The sequence below is a fragment of the Pseudomonas sp. SWI44 genome (genome assembly GCF_002947915.1).
GTDB classification, from domain to species: Bacteria; Pseudomonadota; Gammaproteobacteria; order Pseudomonadales; family Pseudomonadaceae; genus Aquipseudomonas; species Aquipseudomonas taiwanensis.
The window spans coordinates 4,478,128-4,492,822 of record NZ_CP026674.1; the positions used below are offsets into that span (position 1 = coordinate 4,478,128).

Below are 14,695 nucleotides of genomic sequence, written 5' to 3' on the forward strand. Positions count from 1 at the left end.
GGTTGTCTTTAAATGGTTCGATCGAAATCACCGAGTGATTCCCGTCAGAAAACCTTGGAAAAAAATCTCCAGGGGGCGGACATGCTGCGTCAGTCGTGCCCGAAGCACGGCACCCTCCCAGCCAACCCAGAAATAGGCCGCGAGGGCTTTGCAGTCATGCTCGCAAGACACTTCGCCCAGCTTGACCGCTTCCTCCAGGCAGGCAGACAAGCGTTGCTCCCAGTCCTGCAGGGTCCGTTCCAGTTGTTCACGGAAGCTGTCGGGCAGCACCAATACCTCCTGGCCAAGGTTGCCTACCAGGCAGCCCCTTCTGAACTGGTACTTGGCCATCCCGACCTTCGCTTCTTCGACGAAGTTGGAAAGTCTTCGCAGCGGTGACACGCTCAGGTCGCTGAAACAGCGATCGAGTTTTCGAGCGAAGTAGTCGGCATAGCGCTGCAGCACCGCCTGGCCGAATGCTTCTTTGCTGTCGAAGTAGTGATAGAACGAGCCTTTGGGCACCTGCACGCGTTTGAGCACGGTGTCGATGCCGGTAGCCGCAAAACCCTGTTCGGTGAGGATTTCCATGCCACAACGCAGCAGAAGCTCCAGCGTTTCGCCATGCTCACGTGCGACTTTGGGGGGGCGGCCCCTTCGAGGGATAGGTTGGGCGCTGTTCATGCGTTTTAATTTAGACTGATTGTCTCTAATGTCAACCACCGAGCAACCCGATCCCCGGGACCATCACGTTGGGATGTTCAGCCGCTTGTGCTGGAGCATGGAGGAGAGCAAATAAGTGATGGCCTTTTGAAATCGCCCGGATTTCTCTAGAATCCGCATCGCCTTCATGTGAAGCACACGTAATGATCACGCAAGGAAGTTGATATGCGATTTGTGAAATCCCTTGGCCTCGCCTTGGCAGTAGCCCTGGGGGGATGCGCCAGCTTCACCAAGGACGAAGTGGCTCCGGTGGATTTGCCTTCGATGGCGAGCTACTCGAACAAGCCGAACGTCTACGTGGACTTCGACTTTTTCCAGGGAGACCCGGACACCGCCAACGCCAATGAGGTGCCACAAGCTCGCGATATGCTCAAACCCGAGCTCAAGCGTGTTTTCAACGAGTCAGGCCTCTTTGGCCGGGTGACCTTCGATGAATTCGAGAAGCAGCCTGGCGACTACAACCTTCGATTGAAGGTCTATAACCACGCGCCCGGCGGTGGGCAGATGGTGCTCGCTTTCATCAGTGGTTTCACGTTCACCCTCATCCCGGCACTGGCAACGGATCAGTACACCATGAGCCTGGAAACCCTGGATGACCGAGGCCAGTCTCTGGGCAAGAGTACCAACCATGATGCGGTCAATACCTGGATGGGAATCTGGTTCCTTCCGCTGGTGGGTAACACGCCGAAAGCCGCGGTCACCGACACCTTCAACCGGCAGGTCAATGGACTGCTGAAGAATTGGCTCGACAGCAACCGCACTAAATACTCCGCTGTCCAGGCATATACCCCGCGCAGCTGAGCCCATGGAAAAAGAGCCGCGATGGCGGCTCTCTTTCGTTGATCACTTCAATGCCTGGATGAACTGCGGGTCGCTATACAGGTGCTTGAGCAAGTCTTTGAGCATAGGATTGTAATTGTTCGCCGCGGCGGGGATGGCGATCGGTCCGAAGAAGCTGCTATTCCAGTCATGCTCCACCTGTTTGGTGGTTTCGTACAGTACGTCATTACCTTTGCGCACGGTGAATCGAGCAGCGAGCTCACCATGGCCGTTGGCTACACCGGAGTTGAGTTGACTCTTGATCAATTGAATCTGCAGTTGCCGATCCGCGCGAGGATCAAGCAGTCCGGCATGGCGGAGTTCGTCATTGATCGCGGCTTGGACATGCAGGGGGACGCTCCCTTCGGGGGAGGATATCGGGTTCAGGCGTACCATCAACGACCCTTGTCCGGCGTCGGCTTTCACCTGGGCCTGTTGCACAGGCTGCAGTGGGGCATTTTGCTTGAGCTGTTGGACGTTTTGATAATTTGGCTCATAACGGGCCATGGTCACACCGCAGCCCTGCAAAAACACAGCGCACAGCGGGAGGGTCAGGTAAAACTTCTTCACGGCGGGTCCTTGCGTGAGATGTGGAAAGCAGGATTATCGACAGGTGGCCATATGCCATCAAGTGGCCGGCTTATAAATCGCCAGAGCACCCTTGACCTCGAGTTCACTTGAGGTTGCAGACTCCCGTTCTCTCTCACCTGGAGTCGTCTCATGTCCGTAAAATCGCGCCCCGCGTTCGAGCTGTCCAATCCGCCTGGCCTGTATGATCCGAGCAACAATGGCTATTCCCACGTCGCATCAGTGGCCCCTGGCGCCAGGCTGTTGTTCATCGCCGGGCAAGGTGGTGAGGACGTCGAAGGGCGTCTGCCTGCGGCGTTTTCCGACCAGGCCAGGCAGGCGCTGGCTAACCTGGACACTGCGCTTCGATCACAAGGATCGAGCTTGAAACAGGTGTTCAAGTTGACCTTGTTGATTGTCGATCATGATGAGCATCGCCTACACGATTGGGTGACGGAAGCGAACCGGGTCTGGCGGGAAGGGCATCCGGTCTGCACTCTGATTCCGGTGCCTCGGCTGGCATTGGATGGAATGCTTGTGGAGATCGATGCGGTGGCTGCGTGTAGCTAAAGGGCCCATCCAGTCAGCGAAGGCGATGACTGTTCGCTTTATGAGCGGCGAGTCGCTTGGCCCGTATGATCTTAACCCGTTACGCCGCCTGACGAATTGCCCATAAAAGTTTTACGCAGAATTTACTCGAATTTGAATGGGCGCATCCGATACTGCGCAGTGCTAATTCGGAGCTCTCCTGTGATGTCCCTGGCAGCAATTCGGCTTATCGGCTTCATCTTGGGTATTTTTCTGGTCACACTGGCCGTAAGCATGGCCATTCCGATGATCACACTGGTGGTCTATGAGCGTAGCGACGATCTCTCGGCTTTCCTCAGGTCGAGTTTGGTTACCCTCATTTGTGGTCTTCTTTTGATCATACGGGGGCGCCCAGACACTGCTCATCTTCGCCCCAGGGACATGTACCTGCTGACTACCGGAAGCTGGGTAGTGGTATGTACTTTCGCAGCGCTACCAATGGTGTTCATCAGCGATATTAGCTACACCGACGCATTCTTTGAGACGATGTCCGGCATCACGACCACTGGTTCGACGGTCCTCACGGGCCTGGATAGTTCGTCGCCCGGCTTGCTGATCTGGCGCTCCATGCTGCATTGGTTGGGTGGCATCGGATTCATCGGCATGGCGGTGGCGGTCCTTCCCATGTTGCGAGTGGGTGGCATGCGTCTGTTCCAGACAGAGTCCTCGGACTGGTCGGAGAAAGTGACGCCACGCTCCCATGTGGCCGCCAAATATATTCTGTTGCTCTATCTCGGGCTGACGAGCATCGGCGCGTTGGCGCTCTGGCTCGCTGGAATGACGCCATTTGAGGCGGTCAACCATGCGATGTCGCTAATCTCCACTGGAGGATTTTCAACTTCGGACGCCTCCCTTGGCCACTGGGTGCAACCAGCGATCCATTGGGTGGCGGTCGTCATCATGATTCTGGGCAGCCTGCCATTCACTTTGTACGTCACGACATTGCGGGGCAATCGGCGCGCGCTGCTCAAGGATCACCAGGTGCGCGGATTCCTTGGTTTCTTGTTGGTTACGTCGCTGGCTGTGGGTACCTGGCTGTATTTTCACAGCGACTACAGATGGTGGGATGCATTTCGTATCGTGGCAGTGAATGTGACCTCGGTCGTGACGACCACCGGCGTTGCGGTTGGCGACTACACCTTATGGGGAAGCTTCGCAGTCTTGCTGTTTTTTTATTTGACGTTCGTCGGTGGCTGCTCCGGTTCAACGGCAGGCGGTCTCAAGATCTTCCGGTTTCAGGTTGCAGCGGCTCTGCTGCTCAGCAACTTGAAGCAGTTGATTCATCCTCGAGCCGTGATTCAGAAAAAGTACAATGGCCATCCTATCGACGAAGAGATCGTGCGCTCACTTTTGACCTTTTCGTTTTTCTTCACCATCACGATTGCCGTCATCGCGCTGGGCTTGTCGCTCATTGGCCTTGATTGGACAACGGCGTTGAGCGGTGCCGCTACGGCGGTATGTAACGTCGGGCCAGGACTGGGCACCATCATTGGACCGGCAGGCAACTTCTCGTCGCTACCGGATGCCGCCAAATGGTTACTGACCGTTGGAATGCTTCTGGGCAGGTTGGAAATCCTGACTGTATTGGTACTTGTAGCTCCAGTTTTCTGGAGATATTGAGCTGCGTGCCGAGCGTGGCATGGCGGCTCACGCCACGTCTGGCGTGACGGCACTGTAAAGGTATTGAAAAGGTCGTAGTGGCCAGCTACCGGCCCATCTTTGCGCCCTCTAGAATCGCGGGGCTGCCCCCTGTACCCCTGGTGGCAGCGTCTTTGCCTTTTGGAGCGTTTTGATGAAGTTCAATCAAGTTGTCCGCGCAGCTCTCGTAGCCGCCCTCGTTTCCACGCTTTCGGGCTGCTGGATGTTCATGCCCCCGGGCGGCGGCGGTGGGCATGGCGGTGGGCATGGTGGCCCTGGCGGATTCGGCATGGGTGGCGGGCCTGGCGGCGGTCCTCGCTAAGGCCAGTCAGTACCGCAATTGCCATTTGCCCTGTCAGGATGCAACAGGGCAAGTGGCGCGCAGAATCTGCACAGTCCTTTCAACCTCGCACCAAGTGCACCGCCAACCCGGCAAGCGCACAGGCCATCAGCACCTGAATCACGCCCCGCTTGAAGCGGAACAGGGCCACCGCCGCGGCCACGGCAATCAAAGCCGATGGCCAGTCCAAGGCCCCTGCCAACCCTTGCGGCCAGAGCACGTGGTAGCCGAAGAACAGCGCCAGATTGAGGATCACGCCGACGACGGCCGCGGTGATTGCCGTCAGCGGTGCCGTGAATTTCAGTTCGTTATGGGTCGATTCCACCAGCGGGCCGCCGGCAAGTATGAACAGGAACGACGGCAGGAAAGTGAACCAGGTCACCAGGCAAGCCGCCACCGCACCGGCCAGAAAGGCCTGATCGGCGCCAAACATCGGCTGCACGTAGCCTCCCACGAAGCCGACGAAGGCGACCACCATGATCAGTGGTCCTGGCGTGGTCTCACCCAGGGCAAGGCCATCGATCATCTGCGTTGGGGTCAGCCAACCGTAGTGGCTCACCGCACCTTGGTACACATAGGGTAAAACCGCATAGGCCCCACCAAAAGTCAGCAGGGCAGCCTTGGTGAAGAACCAGCCCATCTGCGTCAGGGAACCTTGCCACCCGAACAGCGCGCTGAGCACAGCCATGGGTAGCCCCCACAGGGCTGCGCCGAGGGCGATCAGCATGGCCAGGCGTGACCAGCGAAACCGAGCATGCTCAGGGGGCGGGGTGTCGTCGTCGATCAGCGCGGGGCCGGCTGATGCGCTGGCTTTGCCGTGGCCGCCAGCGTGGCTGAATCGCTGTGGTGCCAGTCGCCCGCCGAAGTAACCGACGATTGCCGCACCGAGCACGATCAGCGGGAAGGGGAGGTTGAAGGCGAAAATGGCGACGAACGAGGCCGCCGCGATCGCCCAAAGCCAGCTGTTTTTCAACGTGCGCGAGCCAATGCGGTGAGCGGCCTGGACGACGATGGCGGTGACGGCGGGTTTTATCCCGTAGAACACCCCGGCCACGATGGGCACTTCACCGAAGGCGATATAGACCCAGGACAGTCCAATCAGGATGAACAGCGAGGGAAGGACGAACAGCACCCCGGCAATTACGCCGCCCCAACTACGGTGCATCAGCCAACCCAGGTAGGTGGCCAATTGTTGCGCCTCCGGGCCGGGCAGCAGCATGCAGTAGTTCAGGGCGTGCAGGAAACGGCGTTCGGAAATCCAGCGACGGCGCTCCACCAGTTCCTGGTGCATGATCGAAATCTGTCCCGCTGGGCCACCAAAACTGATTAAGCCCAACTTCAGCCAGAAGGCCAGGGCTTGCCAGAGGCTCACTTGCGGGGCGGGGTGTTGAGCGTTATGCGCATCGGATTGCGTCACGTCGAGGATTCCCCTTGTCGAGTTTGGACGGCCGCCCGCGATCTTACCTGAAGGACGATGATCTCATCAGGCCACGCCATGCGCTCCGCCTTGGTGCGCGCGAACGTCACTGCACCGATTCGATGCGCGCCGGTGTGCGCAGCAAACCCTTCAGCCCGTGGCGTTGTCGCTGCAATGGCCCCTCGGTGGTTCGTTGGAGCAAATCAGTTAGCAAGCTCACGAGTTGGCGCGCTAATTGCTGTCGCTTCGCCACTATCATGTCGCGGATGGGGATATAAATGTCGCTTGCAAGCAATTCCATGGCGTTGTCCGCTAGCGAAAAACGCTGGTTACCCTGGTTCGGCAAGACCGGAAAGCTCTCCATGGGTTGGGCCTGCCGGCTCAACAGGACGAGCTACCCAGTGATCGAGCAGACCTTCGAAGCCATCGCCCAAACCCGCGTGCGTTTGTTGCAGAGTTGGGCGCGCGAGCAGTGGGATCACCTGGCGGAACTGGCCGAGCGGGTGGACGGCGATCTTGCCCAGCTCGACCGGGCAGCGTTGGTCGACAAGCTCGGTCAGGCCGAAGACTTTTCCGAACTGTTCGTTGTCGATCGCCACGGTTCCGTCATCGCATCGACCTGGGCGCAGCGCGGTAGCTCGCAGCTGGAGCGCACGGACGCCCTGGCGCAGGGTTTGAAGGGCGCTTTCCTGCATGGGCCCTACAGCGATCCGCTGACGTTGCAGATCGGCCCCTCGTCGTCCCGCTTCCATGATGCCGTGACATTGATGTTCTACCAGCCGCTGATAGTGGCCGGCAAAACCCTTGGCTGCCTCTGCGGTCGTGTGCCCAACGATGTGCTGGGTGATCTTATCCAGCGTGAAGCCGGGCACATTTTCACCGAGTCGGGCGACAACTACCTGTTCATGGCGCAGTCGTGTTTCGACCCGAGCATAGAGCCAGGTACGGCGCTGTCCCGTTCGCGTTTCGAGGACGGCACCTTCACCCATGGCGAGAACCTCAAGAGCGGCGTGCACACGCCCTGGTCCACGGTGCGCATCGAGCGCCACACCGAGCTGGAACTGCGCTTTACCGACCCTGCGACCCAGCAACTGCACCCCGGTGTGCGCGAAACCATCCGCTGCGGCTCCAACCTCTTCGTGACGTACCCAGGGTACTCGGATTACCGCCATATTCCGGTGGTGGGCAAAGGCATCACCTTCCAGTTGCCAGGCTCACCGGATCGTTGGGGCATGATGTGCGAAGCCGACCTGGAGGAGGTCTACCGCCGACGCTCTCTCACCCATGGGTTGATGAAACCCTACATCGCCACCATGGCCGGGTTGTTTGGCTGCAATGTGTTGGTCCAGCACTACGCCGGGCTGTCGCAGGGCATGCAGGACGTGGTCATGCTGGCCAGCCTTTTGTGCGCCGCTGCGCTTTTCCGCACCCTGGGGCCAAAGCGTCTGGCCGCACGGTTGAGCGGCATGACCGAGGTGTTGAGAGCCATCGCCGAGGGTGAAGGCAACTTGCGCCAGCGGCTGGATATTACCGCCATGGCCAATGATGAAACCGGTGACATGGGGCGCTGGATCAACAGTTTCATCGACCGGCTCGACTCGGTGGTGGGCCAGGTGGTGAAGGCCAGTCGCAATGTCGGTTCGACCAACCAGATGATGCTTGGGCGTAGCCAGCAAGCCGGGCTGACTTCCGGCGAGGTGGCCGAAGCCGTGCACCAGATGATGCTCATCGTCAAAGACCAATTAGGCGAAATCCAGCAAGCCTCTGCCAGTGCCGAGCAGATGAAACAGGCCATGGATGAAGTGGTCAGCCGCGCCCGTGAGCAGTTCGCCTCCGTACAGCAGGGCACCCAGTCGATTCGCGACGTGGTGCAGCGCTCGTCGTCGAGCGTGCAGTTGCTCGACAATCGCATGACTCAGATCGGCAACATCACCGGGTTGATCAGCGAAATCACCAGCCAGACCAACCTGCTGGCGCTCAATGCAGCCATTGAGGCGGCGCGTGCCGGTGAGCATGGGCGCGGTTTCGCCGTGGTGGCCGATGAAGTGCGTGGCCTGGCGGCGCGCACCTCGCGAGCAGCGGAGGATATTCGCCAGCAGATCGAAGGCTTGCAGTCTGAGACTCAAAAGGCGGTCAGTTTGATGGAGGAGGGCGTCAAGGACGTGGATGACAGCTTGCGTCTGGCTGAAGATGCCTCGTCGGAGAACGTCCAGTTGCACCAGGCGGTGGAAGGCATGTTCACCATTATCCAGCAGCTCAATGCACGCAGCCTGGCGTGTGGCAAGACCATCGAGAAAGTCGACCAGTGCTCGGCAGAAATGCGTCAGACGGTGGTGGTGCTGCAGAGCAGTGCGGAAACCGTGAAGGTCAATGCCAACAAGCTGCAGAAGCTGGTGGGGCAGTTCGAGGTGACCGGTAAGCACGGGCGGGCGGCTGCTTGAAGCGCAGCCAGGTGCTTGTTCAAGTTAGGCTGTCGAGCTGGCGGGAGAAGTAGCGTCCCCGCCGACTCGCTTTCAGGGATGGACCAGCCCTCACTGCAAGGTCGGCGGCTTCATGGCCTTGGGTAGATTGCCGATCACTGCTTCGATCCTGGCTATTTGCTCCGCCAACTCCGCTGCTTTCTGGTCGTCGCCCTGCGCCCGCAGGCGATCACGCTCCCGGCGCAGATTCAGTAGGTTCTTTTGCAGTGCCAGGGCAGATGAGTTGAACGGTTCCATGTTTCTCTCGTGCTGAAGGCATCCGTGCCGTTGTAGGAAAACTGGACCGTAACAGCTCAATCTTTCGGATGAAACTGAGGTTTCATACAGGCTTGCGACGAGAGCTAGAAAATTCCTACTGCTCACCGGTAATGCATCCTACAAACCTGGCGCGAGTCTTTTTCTATTTATGTGCGCAAGAAGGCCGACCGGCGCCGGTCTCTGCTGGATTTTCGGGCGTTTGGGCCGGGCGGCGCTTTTGGCGGGGAGAAGGAGCCTTGCCCGCGAAAGACGAAATGTTATGTAGCAATTCGTCCCGAGGTGAAGCGGGTGCAGTGGCTGGGAGCAGGTGTACGGCGCGGTCAAATCAACGGCGGCGCGCCATCTGATCTGGTTTTTTTCGACGAACCTGAATCTGTAACCGTATCAGTCAAAGTCCGACAATGCTCTTCGTCCCGACAACACACTGTAGAGGTTCCGATGGGTAAGCTTGCGCTGTTTCTGGGTGGTTTTCTGCTTCTGACCATTCTGGTAGGCATCTTGGGGACCATTCCGCCAAGCTGACCTGCTTTCACCCACGGCCCATCGCCTTGCGCAGATGGGCCACCCTGGCTTGCGGTGGTATCGCCACCTTCCCAGCACGGGGAAATCTGTCCACAAAAAACGTGGGTAGGTCTGTGGATAAAGTGCTGTAAGCCAAGCTGGCGGCGGCCTCTGTTAAATTGAGCAGATTTTGAACAGCCCTTACCGGGGCGCCCCTGCAACCGATTTACCTGCATGGCGCAAGGCCTTCAGCAGGTCACGAACCCGAGCGGGTAATTCGCCTGCAGCGTACAGGGCGTGCATTTGCGGGTCCTGCCCGGTGCTGGAAGTCAGCCGATAATGCGGGCACACCCGCACCAGCCGCCCGGTCTTGACCTGAGGTTCCCCGACCCAGTCCGCCAGCCGGGCTATGCCGGCACCCGCCAGGGTGCTGTGAAGCACTGCATCACCTGAGTCCAGGCGCAGGCGTGGATGCGTCCGTAGGCTGGTGATCTGGCCGTCGCGACAGAAGTGCCAGGCTTTGAGGATGCGCGGGGCGGTGTGCAGGACGAGCGAGTGGCTGGACAGGTCTTCGAGGCTCTGTGGCGTGCCGGCGCGCGCCAAATACGCCGGGCTGGCGTAGAGGTGGCGGCGGTAGGACCATAAGGGATAACCGATCAGTTCGCTGGATTGGGGAAACGCACCGCGCACCACGAAATCGAACTTGCCCACCACCGGGTCTAGCGCTTCATCGCTGTATTGCACATCCAGGGTGACTTGTGGGTGCTTGGCCGAGAACGTCGCCAGTACGTCTGGCAGCACGTGTTCGGCCAGTAGTTTTGGCACGGCGAGGCGTATCCATCCCTGGGCGGTACCGCTAAGCGCCGCCAACTCGTCGGCGGCATCACGTTGCACATCCAGCAAGCGCTCGGCATGGGGCAACAGTCGCTCACCGGCCTCGGTGAGGGTCACGACATTGGCATTGCGGTTCAGCAGTTTGCTCCCTGCGTTGTCCTCCAGCGTCTGTACCGCCCGCGTTACCGCGCTGGGCGAGCGGCCCAGGGCGCGTGCGGCGGCGACGAAGCTGCGCTTGTGCGCAACGCTGACGAATGCCTGGATTTCCCTGAGCATGTTCAGTGCCATGGCAGTGACCTCATTGCAGTTTTCGCAATATGGCATTTCACCACAATTGCCGCGCTTTGATTAGCCTTGCAGCGTGCCCCCACTGCCTGGAACCGCGTGATGATGGATATTGCTGTGCTTTCTGTGTTCGCTTTTGCCGCCGGACTGATCGATGCCGCAGTGGGGGGGGGTGGGCTGATCCAGATTCCGGCCTTGTTCAATGTGCTGCCCACGGCACAACCGGCTGCGCTGTTGGGCAGCAACAAACTGGCGTCGGTGTGCGGCACAGCCTTCGCCGCGCGCTCGTTCATTCGCAAGGTGACCCTGGACTGGGGGCTCATCGTGCCGGCGGCGTTGAGTGCTTTCGTCATGTCGTTCGCCGGTGCCGCCACGGTGTCGCTGGTACCGCCCAGCGTCATGCGTCCGGCGGTGCTGGTGCTGATCGTGCTGATGGCGATCTACACGTTCCTCAAGAAGGACTTCGGCACCCTGCACAAGCCCGCACGCATCGGTCGCAAGGAGCAATGCCTGGCGGTGCTGATCGGGGGAGCGATCGGTTTCTACGATGGGCTGTTCGGGCCGGGTACAGGCAGCTTCCTGATCTTCCTGTTCATCCGTTTCTTCGCATTGGATTTTTTGCATGCCTCGGCGTCGGCCAAGGTGGTTAACATCGCCACCAACCTCGCTGCGCTGGTGTTCTTCGTGCCCTCGGGCAATGTGCTATACGCCATTGCCCTGCCCATGGCGGCGTGCAATATCCTGGGGGCGCTGACCGGCACCTGGCTGGCGGTGCGCAAAGGGGTGTCCTTCGTGCGCGGGCTATTCCTGATCTTGCTGTGCGTGCTGATCGCTAAGTTGTCCTGGGACTTGTTGGCGGCCTGATTCAGCCCTGATCGCGCAGCGGCTCGGCCTGTTCGACGCGGTTGCGACCATGGGCCTTGGCCCGGTACAGCGCCAGATCGGCGCGGGCCAGCAGTTCGTCGAGGCTAGGGGCGGGTGCGTCTGCGGCGCAGCCGTCCAGGCCGATGCTGACAGTGATCTGCAAGCGTACATCGGCCTTCACCACATGCAGGTCCTGCACGGCGCGACGCAGACGCTCGGCGGTGAAGCGTGCGCGATCCGGGGCTAGACCTGGGACAATGACCACGAACTCTTCACCGCCCATGCGCGCCAGCAGTTCGCCTTCGTGCAGTTGGTCCTGCAGGGTGCGAGCGAACTGGCGTAGCACTTCGTCTCCCACCCCGTGACCATGCCTGTCGTTGATCGACTTGAAATGGTCGATGTCGAGCATCATCAGCGTCAGTGGCAACGCCTGGGCATGTTGTTGGCGTCCTTCGAGCAAGGCGTTGGCGCGGCGGGTGAAGGCGCTGCGGGTGAGTACGCCGGTGAGGTGGTCGATGGTAGCCTGATGCGCAAGGCGAGCGAGCAGGCTGCGATTGGCCTGGCTGACGCAGGCCACCACTAGCGGTCCGAGTACCAGCATGGCGATACCCAGGCGCGCCGACATCAGGGTGGTCACCCCCAGTTCGCTCTGCGGCAGGCTGAAATGCATGAGGTTTTGTGCCACGGCGACGATCAGTGTGCTGCCAGCGGTGAGCGCTAGCAGGGACACCAAAAAGGGCGAGTAGGTCCAGGCACACCACAGCAGCGCCGCGATTGGAAACGCGATGGCCCCCGGCCCACCGAAGCCAATGCTCAGGGCCAGGGAGGCGAGCAGCACCAGCAAGGGTGCCAGGCGAATGGCGTGGGTGCGGCTTCGGGGCAACGCCCGCGCGGAAGGCGCGGTAAGCAGCACCGGCAGCACCAGGATGCTGGTAGAGAACTGCTCGCTAAACCAGGCCAGCCACGTCGAGCGCAACGATTGCTCGAACCACGGCGTGGCCATGGCCGATGCCATGCTGGCTGCCACCACGGCACCGGCCGCGCAGGCGCCGAACAGGCACAGCACGCCGTGCGGTGTGCGCATGCGCCAGTGCACGCGAGGCAGGCGGGAAAGCAATCGCCAGACTGTCACCACCACGCCAAGGTTGCACAAGTTGAACCATAGCGCCGGCGTCCAGGCACTGCCACTGGCAATGTCTGCCGTGACCATGGCCACCCAGATCAGGGCAAAGCCGACCAGGTTGGCCTGGCGTGGGTTACGCAGCAGCACGCCCGCCAGAACCGCATTGACCGGCCAGAACAGCGACAGCGATTCGATGGGCCGGGCCAGGATTCCACCCAACGTAAGGGCAAAGGTCAGGCAGAACAGAGCGGCATAGGGCAACAAGCGCGAATGGGCTGGATAAACCATGAGCTCGACCGGCAAGCAGGAACGGAATCCAGGACAACGGCTGCAAGCACCTGGGGCAATAACGTATCAGTGTGTTTCGGGAGGGTCGTTGATGTCAATCTGCCGCGATCCTGGGGAATGATGCCAGATTGACTTCATTCTCCTCCTGATCGCGTCACAGTCCGAAGAACCACGGCACCATCACCACGGTTACCAGCATCACCAGCACGGTGAATGGCACACCTACTTTCACGAAGTCGCTGAACCGGTACTGACCCGGGCCCAGTACCAGGGTATTGACCGGGGACGACACTGGCGTCATGAACGCCGCCGATGCGGCCAAGGCCACGGTCATGGCGAACGGGTAGGGTGACATGCCCAGTTGGCTGGCGGTGCTGATGGCCACTGGCGCCATCAGGACTGCCGTAGCGGTGTTGGAAATGAATAGGCCGATCAGCGCGGTGACGGCGAACAGGCAGGCGAGAATGGCCATGGGGCCGGCGCCTCCCAGCACGTTGACCAACCCCCCAACGGCCAGGTCTATGCCACCGGTTTTCTGCAGAGCCTGGGCGAATGGCAGCATGCCGACGATCAGCACCAGGCTTTGCCAATGGATGGCCCGGTAGGCGCTGTTCATGTCGATGCAGCGGCCCGCGCCCATCAAAAGGCAACCGATCAGGGCGGCAATGACGTTGGGCACGACGCCGCTGACCATCAACCCGACCATCACGGCCAAGCTGATCAGGGCATAAGGCGCACGGGAGCGGGCTGGGGCCACTTGGTCGATTTCCGCGGGCAGGCTGAGCACCAGGAAGTCGCGTGGCTGGCTTTGCAACTGGCGCACGGCCTTCCAGGGCCCAACCACCAGCAAGGTGTCGCCAAGGCGCAGTTTTTCCTCCACCAACTGTTCTTCGATGGCCGCTTGCTCACGCCGCAGACCCACCACGTTCAGGTCATAGCGCGAACGGAAGGCCAGTTCCAGGATGCTCTGGCCGATCAGTTGCGAACCCGGTGGCAAGGAAACTTCGGCCATGCCGATTTCCTGGGACTGGTCGATGAAATAGGCCGCCTTGAAATGCAAGGGTTCCAGTTGCATGGTCTGGCACAGGCTGCGCAAGTCGTCGCGGTTGGCGAACAGATCGAGCAGCAGCACATCGCCTTGGTGCAGGACGGTGCCGGAATCGGCAGAGAACACCCGGGTGGTGAACTTGTGCTGGCGTTCGATGCCGATCACGTTGGCGCCGTGCCGGGTCCGCAGTTCCAGCTCGCCCAGGGTGTGGCCAATCAGCGGGGAGTGGGGGCGGATGCGCAGGCGCCGTTCGCGACCGTTGAGTTTGTAGTCCAGCACGAGGTCAAGCAGGGTACGACGGCTTTCCACCCGGCCATCCTTGCGAACTTCGCCGTTGAGCCAGTGACGTGTAAGCAGCATGTAGCCGATGCCGAGCACCAGCACGACCAAGCCGAATGGGGTGAAACTGAAGAAGCTGAACCCCTGCTCGCCAGCGCGCACCAGTTCGCTGTGTACCACCACGTTGGGCGGTGTGGCGACCAGGCTGAGCATGCCGCTGATCAGGCCCGCGAAGCTCAGAGGCATCATCAGGCGGCTGGGCGACAGCTTCTGGCGCGCGGCGATGCTCAGCACCACCGGGATGAAGATCGCCACCACCCCGGTCGAGCTCATCACCGAACCCAAACCGGCCACTGCCACCATCAGTAGCACCAGCAGGCGGGTTTCGCTGTTTCCGGCCCGTTCGCTCATCCATTCACCGATGCGCAGGGCGATGCCAGTGCGTACCAAGCCCTCGCCAATGACGAACAGGGCGGCGATCAGCACCACGTTGGGGTCACTGAAACCGGCCAAGGCCTGTTCCACCGTGAGGATGCCCGAAAGCGGCAAGGCAAGAATCACCATCAGGGCCACCACGTCCATGCGTGGGCGGTTGACGACGAAAAGAATGATGACGAGGGCCAGCAGGCCGAGGACCCAGAGCAGCTCTTGGTTCATGGGGAGAGGG

13 protein-coding genes are annotated in these 14,695 nt (G+C 60.4%); 5 read left to right on the top strand and 8 right to left on the bottom strand.

Annotation, left to right across the window (positions count from 1 at the left end; translation table 11 throughout):
• Positions 1-27 precede the first annotated feature (27 nt).
• Positions 28-567, bottom strand: a complete 540-nt coding sequence (locus C4Q26_RS20905; RefSeq protein WP_023381310.1) for a TetR/AcrR family transcriptional regulator — start codon at positions 565-567, stop codon at positions 28-30.
• A gap of 297 nt (positions 568-864) precedes the next feature.
• On the opposite strand from C4Q26_RS20905, the gene C4Q26_RS20910 reads away from it, so the two are divergent.
• Positions 865-1,500 (top strand): hypothetical protein, encoded by a 636-nt coding sequence (locus C4Q26_RS20910; protein WP_023381309.1) that lies wholly within the window; start codon positions 865-867, stop codon positions 1,498-1,500.
• Positions 1,501-1,542: 42 nt separating this feature from the next.
• On the opposite strand, the gene C4Q26_RS20915 is transcribed toward C4Q26_RS20910, so the two are convergent.
• Entirely contained in the window at positions 1,543-2,088 is a 546-nt protein-coding gene (locus tag C4Q26_RS20915; RefSeq protein ID WP_023381308.1) for a hypothetical protein, read from the bottom strand.
• Positions 2,089-2,238: 150 nt separating this feature from the next.
• On the opposite strand from C4Q26_RS20915, the gene C4Q26_RS20920 reads away from it, so the two are divergent.
• Both C4Q26_RS20920 and C4Q26_RS20925 read left to right on the top strand, forming a co-directional pair.
• Positions 2,239-2,655 (top strand): RidA family protein, encoded by a 417-nt coding sequence (locus C4Q26_RS20920; protein WP_023381307.1) that lies wholly within the window; start codon positions 2,239-2,241, stop codon positions 2,653-2,655.
• A gap of 183 nt (positions 2,656-2,838) precedes the next feature.
• Positions 2,839-4,293, top strand: a complete 1,455-nt coding sequence (locus C4Q26_RS20925; protein WP_104883471.1) for a TrkH family potassium uptake protein — start codon at positions 2,839-2,841, stop codon at positions 4,291-4,293.
• A gap of 419 nt (positions 4,294-4,712) precedes the next feature.
• Here the strand turns inward: C4Q26_RS20925 and chrA are convergent, their stop codons facing one another.
• Both chrA and C4Q26_RS27920 read right to left on the bottom strand, forming a co-directional pair.
• Positions 4,713-6,068, bottom strand: coding sequence for a chromate efflux transporter (gene chrA, locus C4Q26_RS20930; RefSeq protein WP_371919552.1), 1,356 nt, complete (start codon positions 6,066-6,068; stop codon positions 4,713-4,715).
• 106 nt (positions 6,069-6,174) lie between these two features.
• Positions 6,175-6,369, bottom strand: a complete 195-nt coding sequence (locus C4Q26_RS27920; protein ID WP_148299920.1) for a hypothetical protein — start codon at positions 6,367-6,369, stop codon at positions 6,175-6,177.
• Between the two features lie 1,492 nt (positions 6,370-7,861).
• Here C4Q26_RS27920 and C4Q26_RS28890 point away from each other — a divergent pair.
• Positions 7,862-8,509 carry a methyl-accepting chemotaxis protein gene (locus C4Q26_RS28890; RefSeq protein ID WP_371919606.1) on the top strand — a complete coding sequence of 216 codons (648 nt, stop codon included), beginning with the start codon at positions 7,862-7,864 and terminating at the stop codon, positions 8,507-8,509.
• A gap of 90 nt (positions 8,510-8,599) precedes the next feature.
• Here the strand turns inward: C4Q26_RS28890 and C4Q26_RS20940 are convergent, their stop codons facing one another.
• Both C4Q26_RS20940 and C4Q26_RS20950 read right to left on the bottom strand, forming a co-directional pair.
• Positions 8,600-8,785 carry a hypothetical protein gene (locus C4Q26_RS20940; RefSeq protein WP_023381302.1) on the bottom strand — a complete coding sequence of 62 codons (186 nt, stop codon included), beginning with the start codon at positions 8,783-8,785 and terminating at the stop codon, positions 8,600-8,602.
• Between the two features lie 723 nt (positions 8,786-9,508).
• The gene (locus tag C4Q26_RS20950; RefSeq protein ID WP_104883474.1) at positions 9,509-10,429 is read right to left on the bottom strand and encodes a LysR family transcriptional regulator; all 921 of its coding nucleotides are present in this window, start codon (positions 10,427-10,429) and stop codon (positions 9,509-9,511) included.
• A 99-nt stretch (positions 10,430-10,528) separates the two neighbouring features.
• Between C4Q26_RS20950 and C4Q26_RS20955 the strand changes: the two genes are divergently transcribed.
• Positions 10,529-11,290 (top strand): TSUP family transporter, encoded by a 762-nt coding sequence (locus C4Q26_RS20955; RefSeq protein ID WP_023381300.1) that lies wholly within the window; start codon positions 10,529-10,531, stop codon positions 11,288-11,290.
• Between the two features lies 1 nt (position 11,291).
• Here the strand turns inward: C4Q26_RS20955 and C4Q26_RS20960 are convergent, their stop codons facing one another.
• Together C4Q26_RS20960 and C4Q26_RS20965 are read right to left on the bottom strand one after the other, a co-directional pair.
• Positions 11,292-12,716 (bottom strand): GGDEF domain-containing protein, encoded by a 1,425-nt coding sequence (locus tag C4Q26_RS20960; protein WP_027908185.1) that lies wholly within the window; start codon positions 12,714-12,716, stop codon positions 11,292-11,294.
• Between the two features lie 139 nt (positions 12,717-12,855).
• Positions 12,856-14,685, bottom strand: a complete 1,830-nt coding sequence (locus tag C4Q26_RS20965; RefSeq protein WP_104883475.1) for an SLC13 family permease — start codon at positions 14,683-14,685, stop codon at positions 12,856-12,858.
• Between the last annotated feature and the right edge of the window lie 10 nt (positions 14,686-14,695).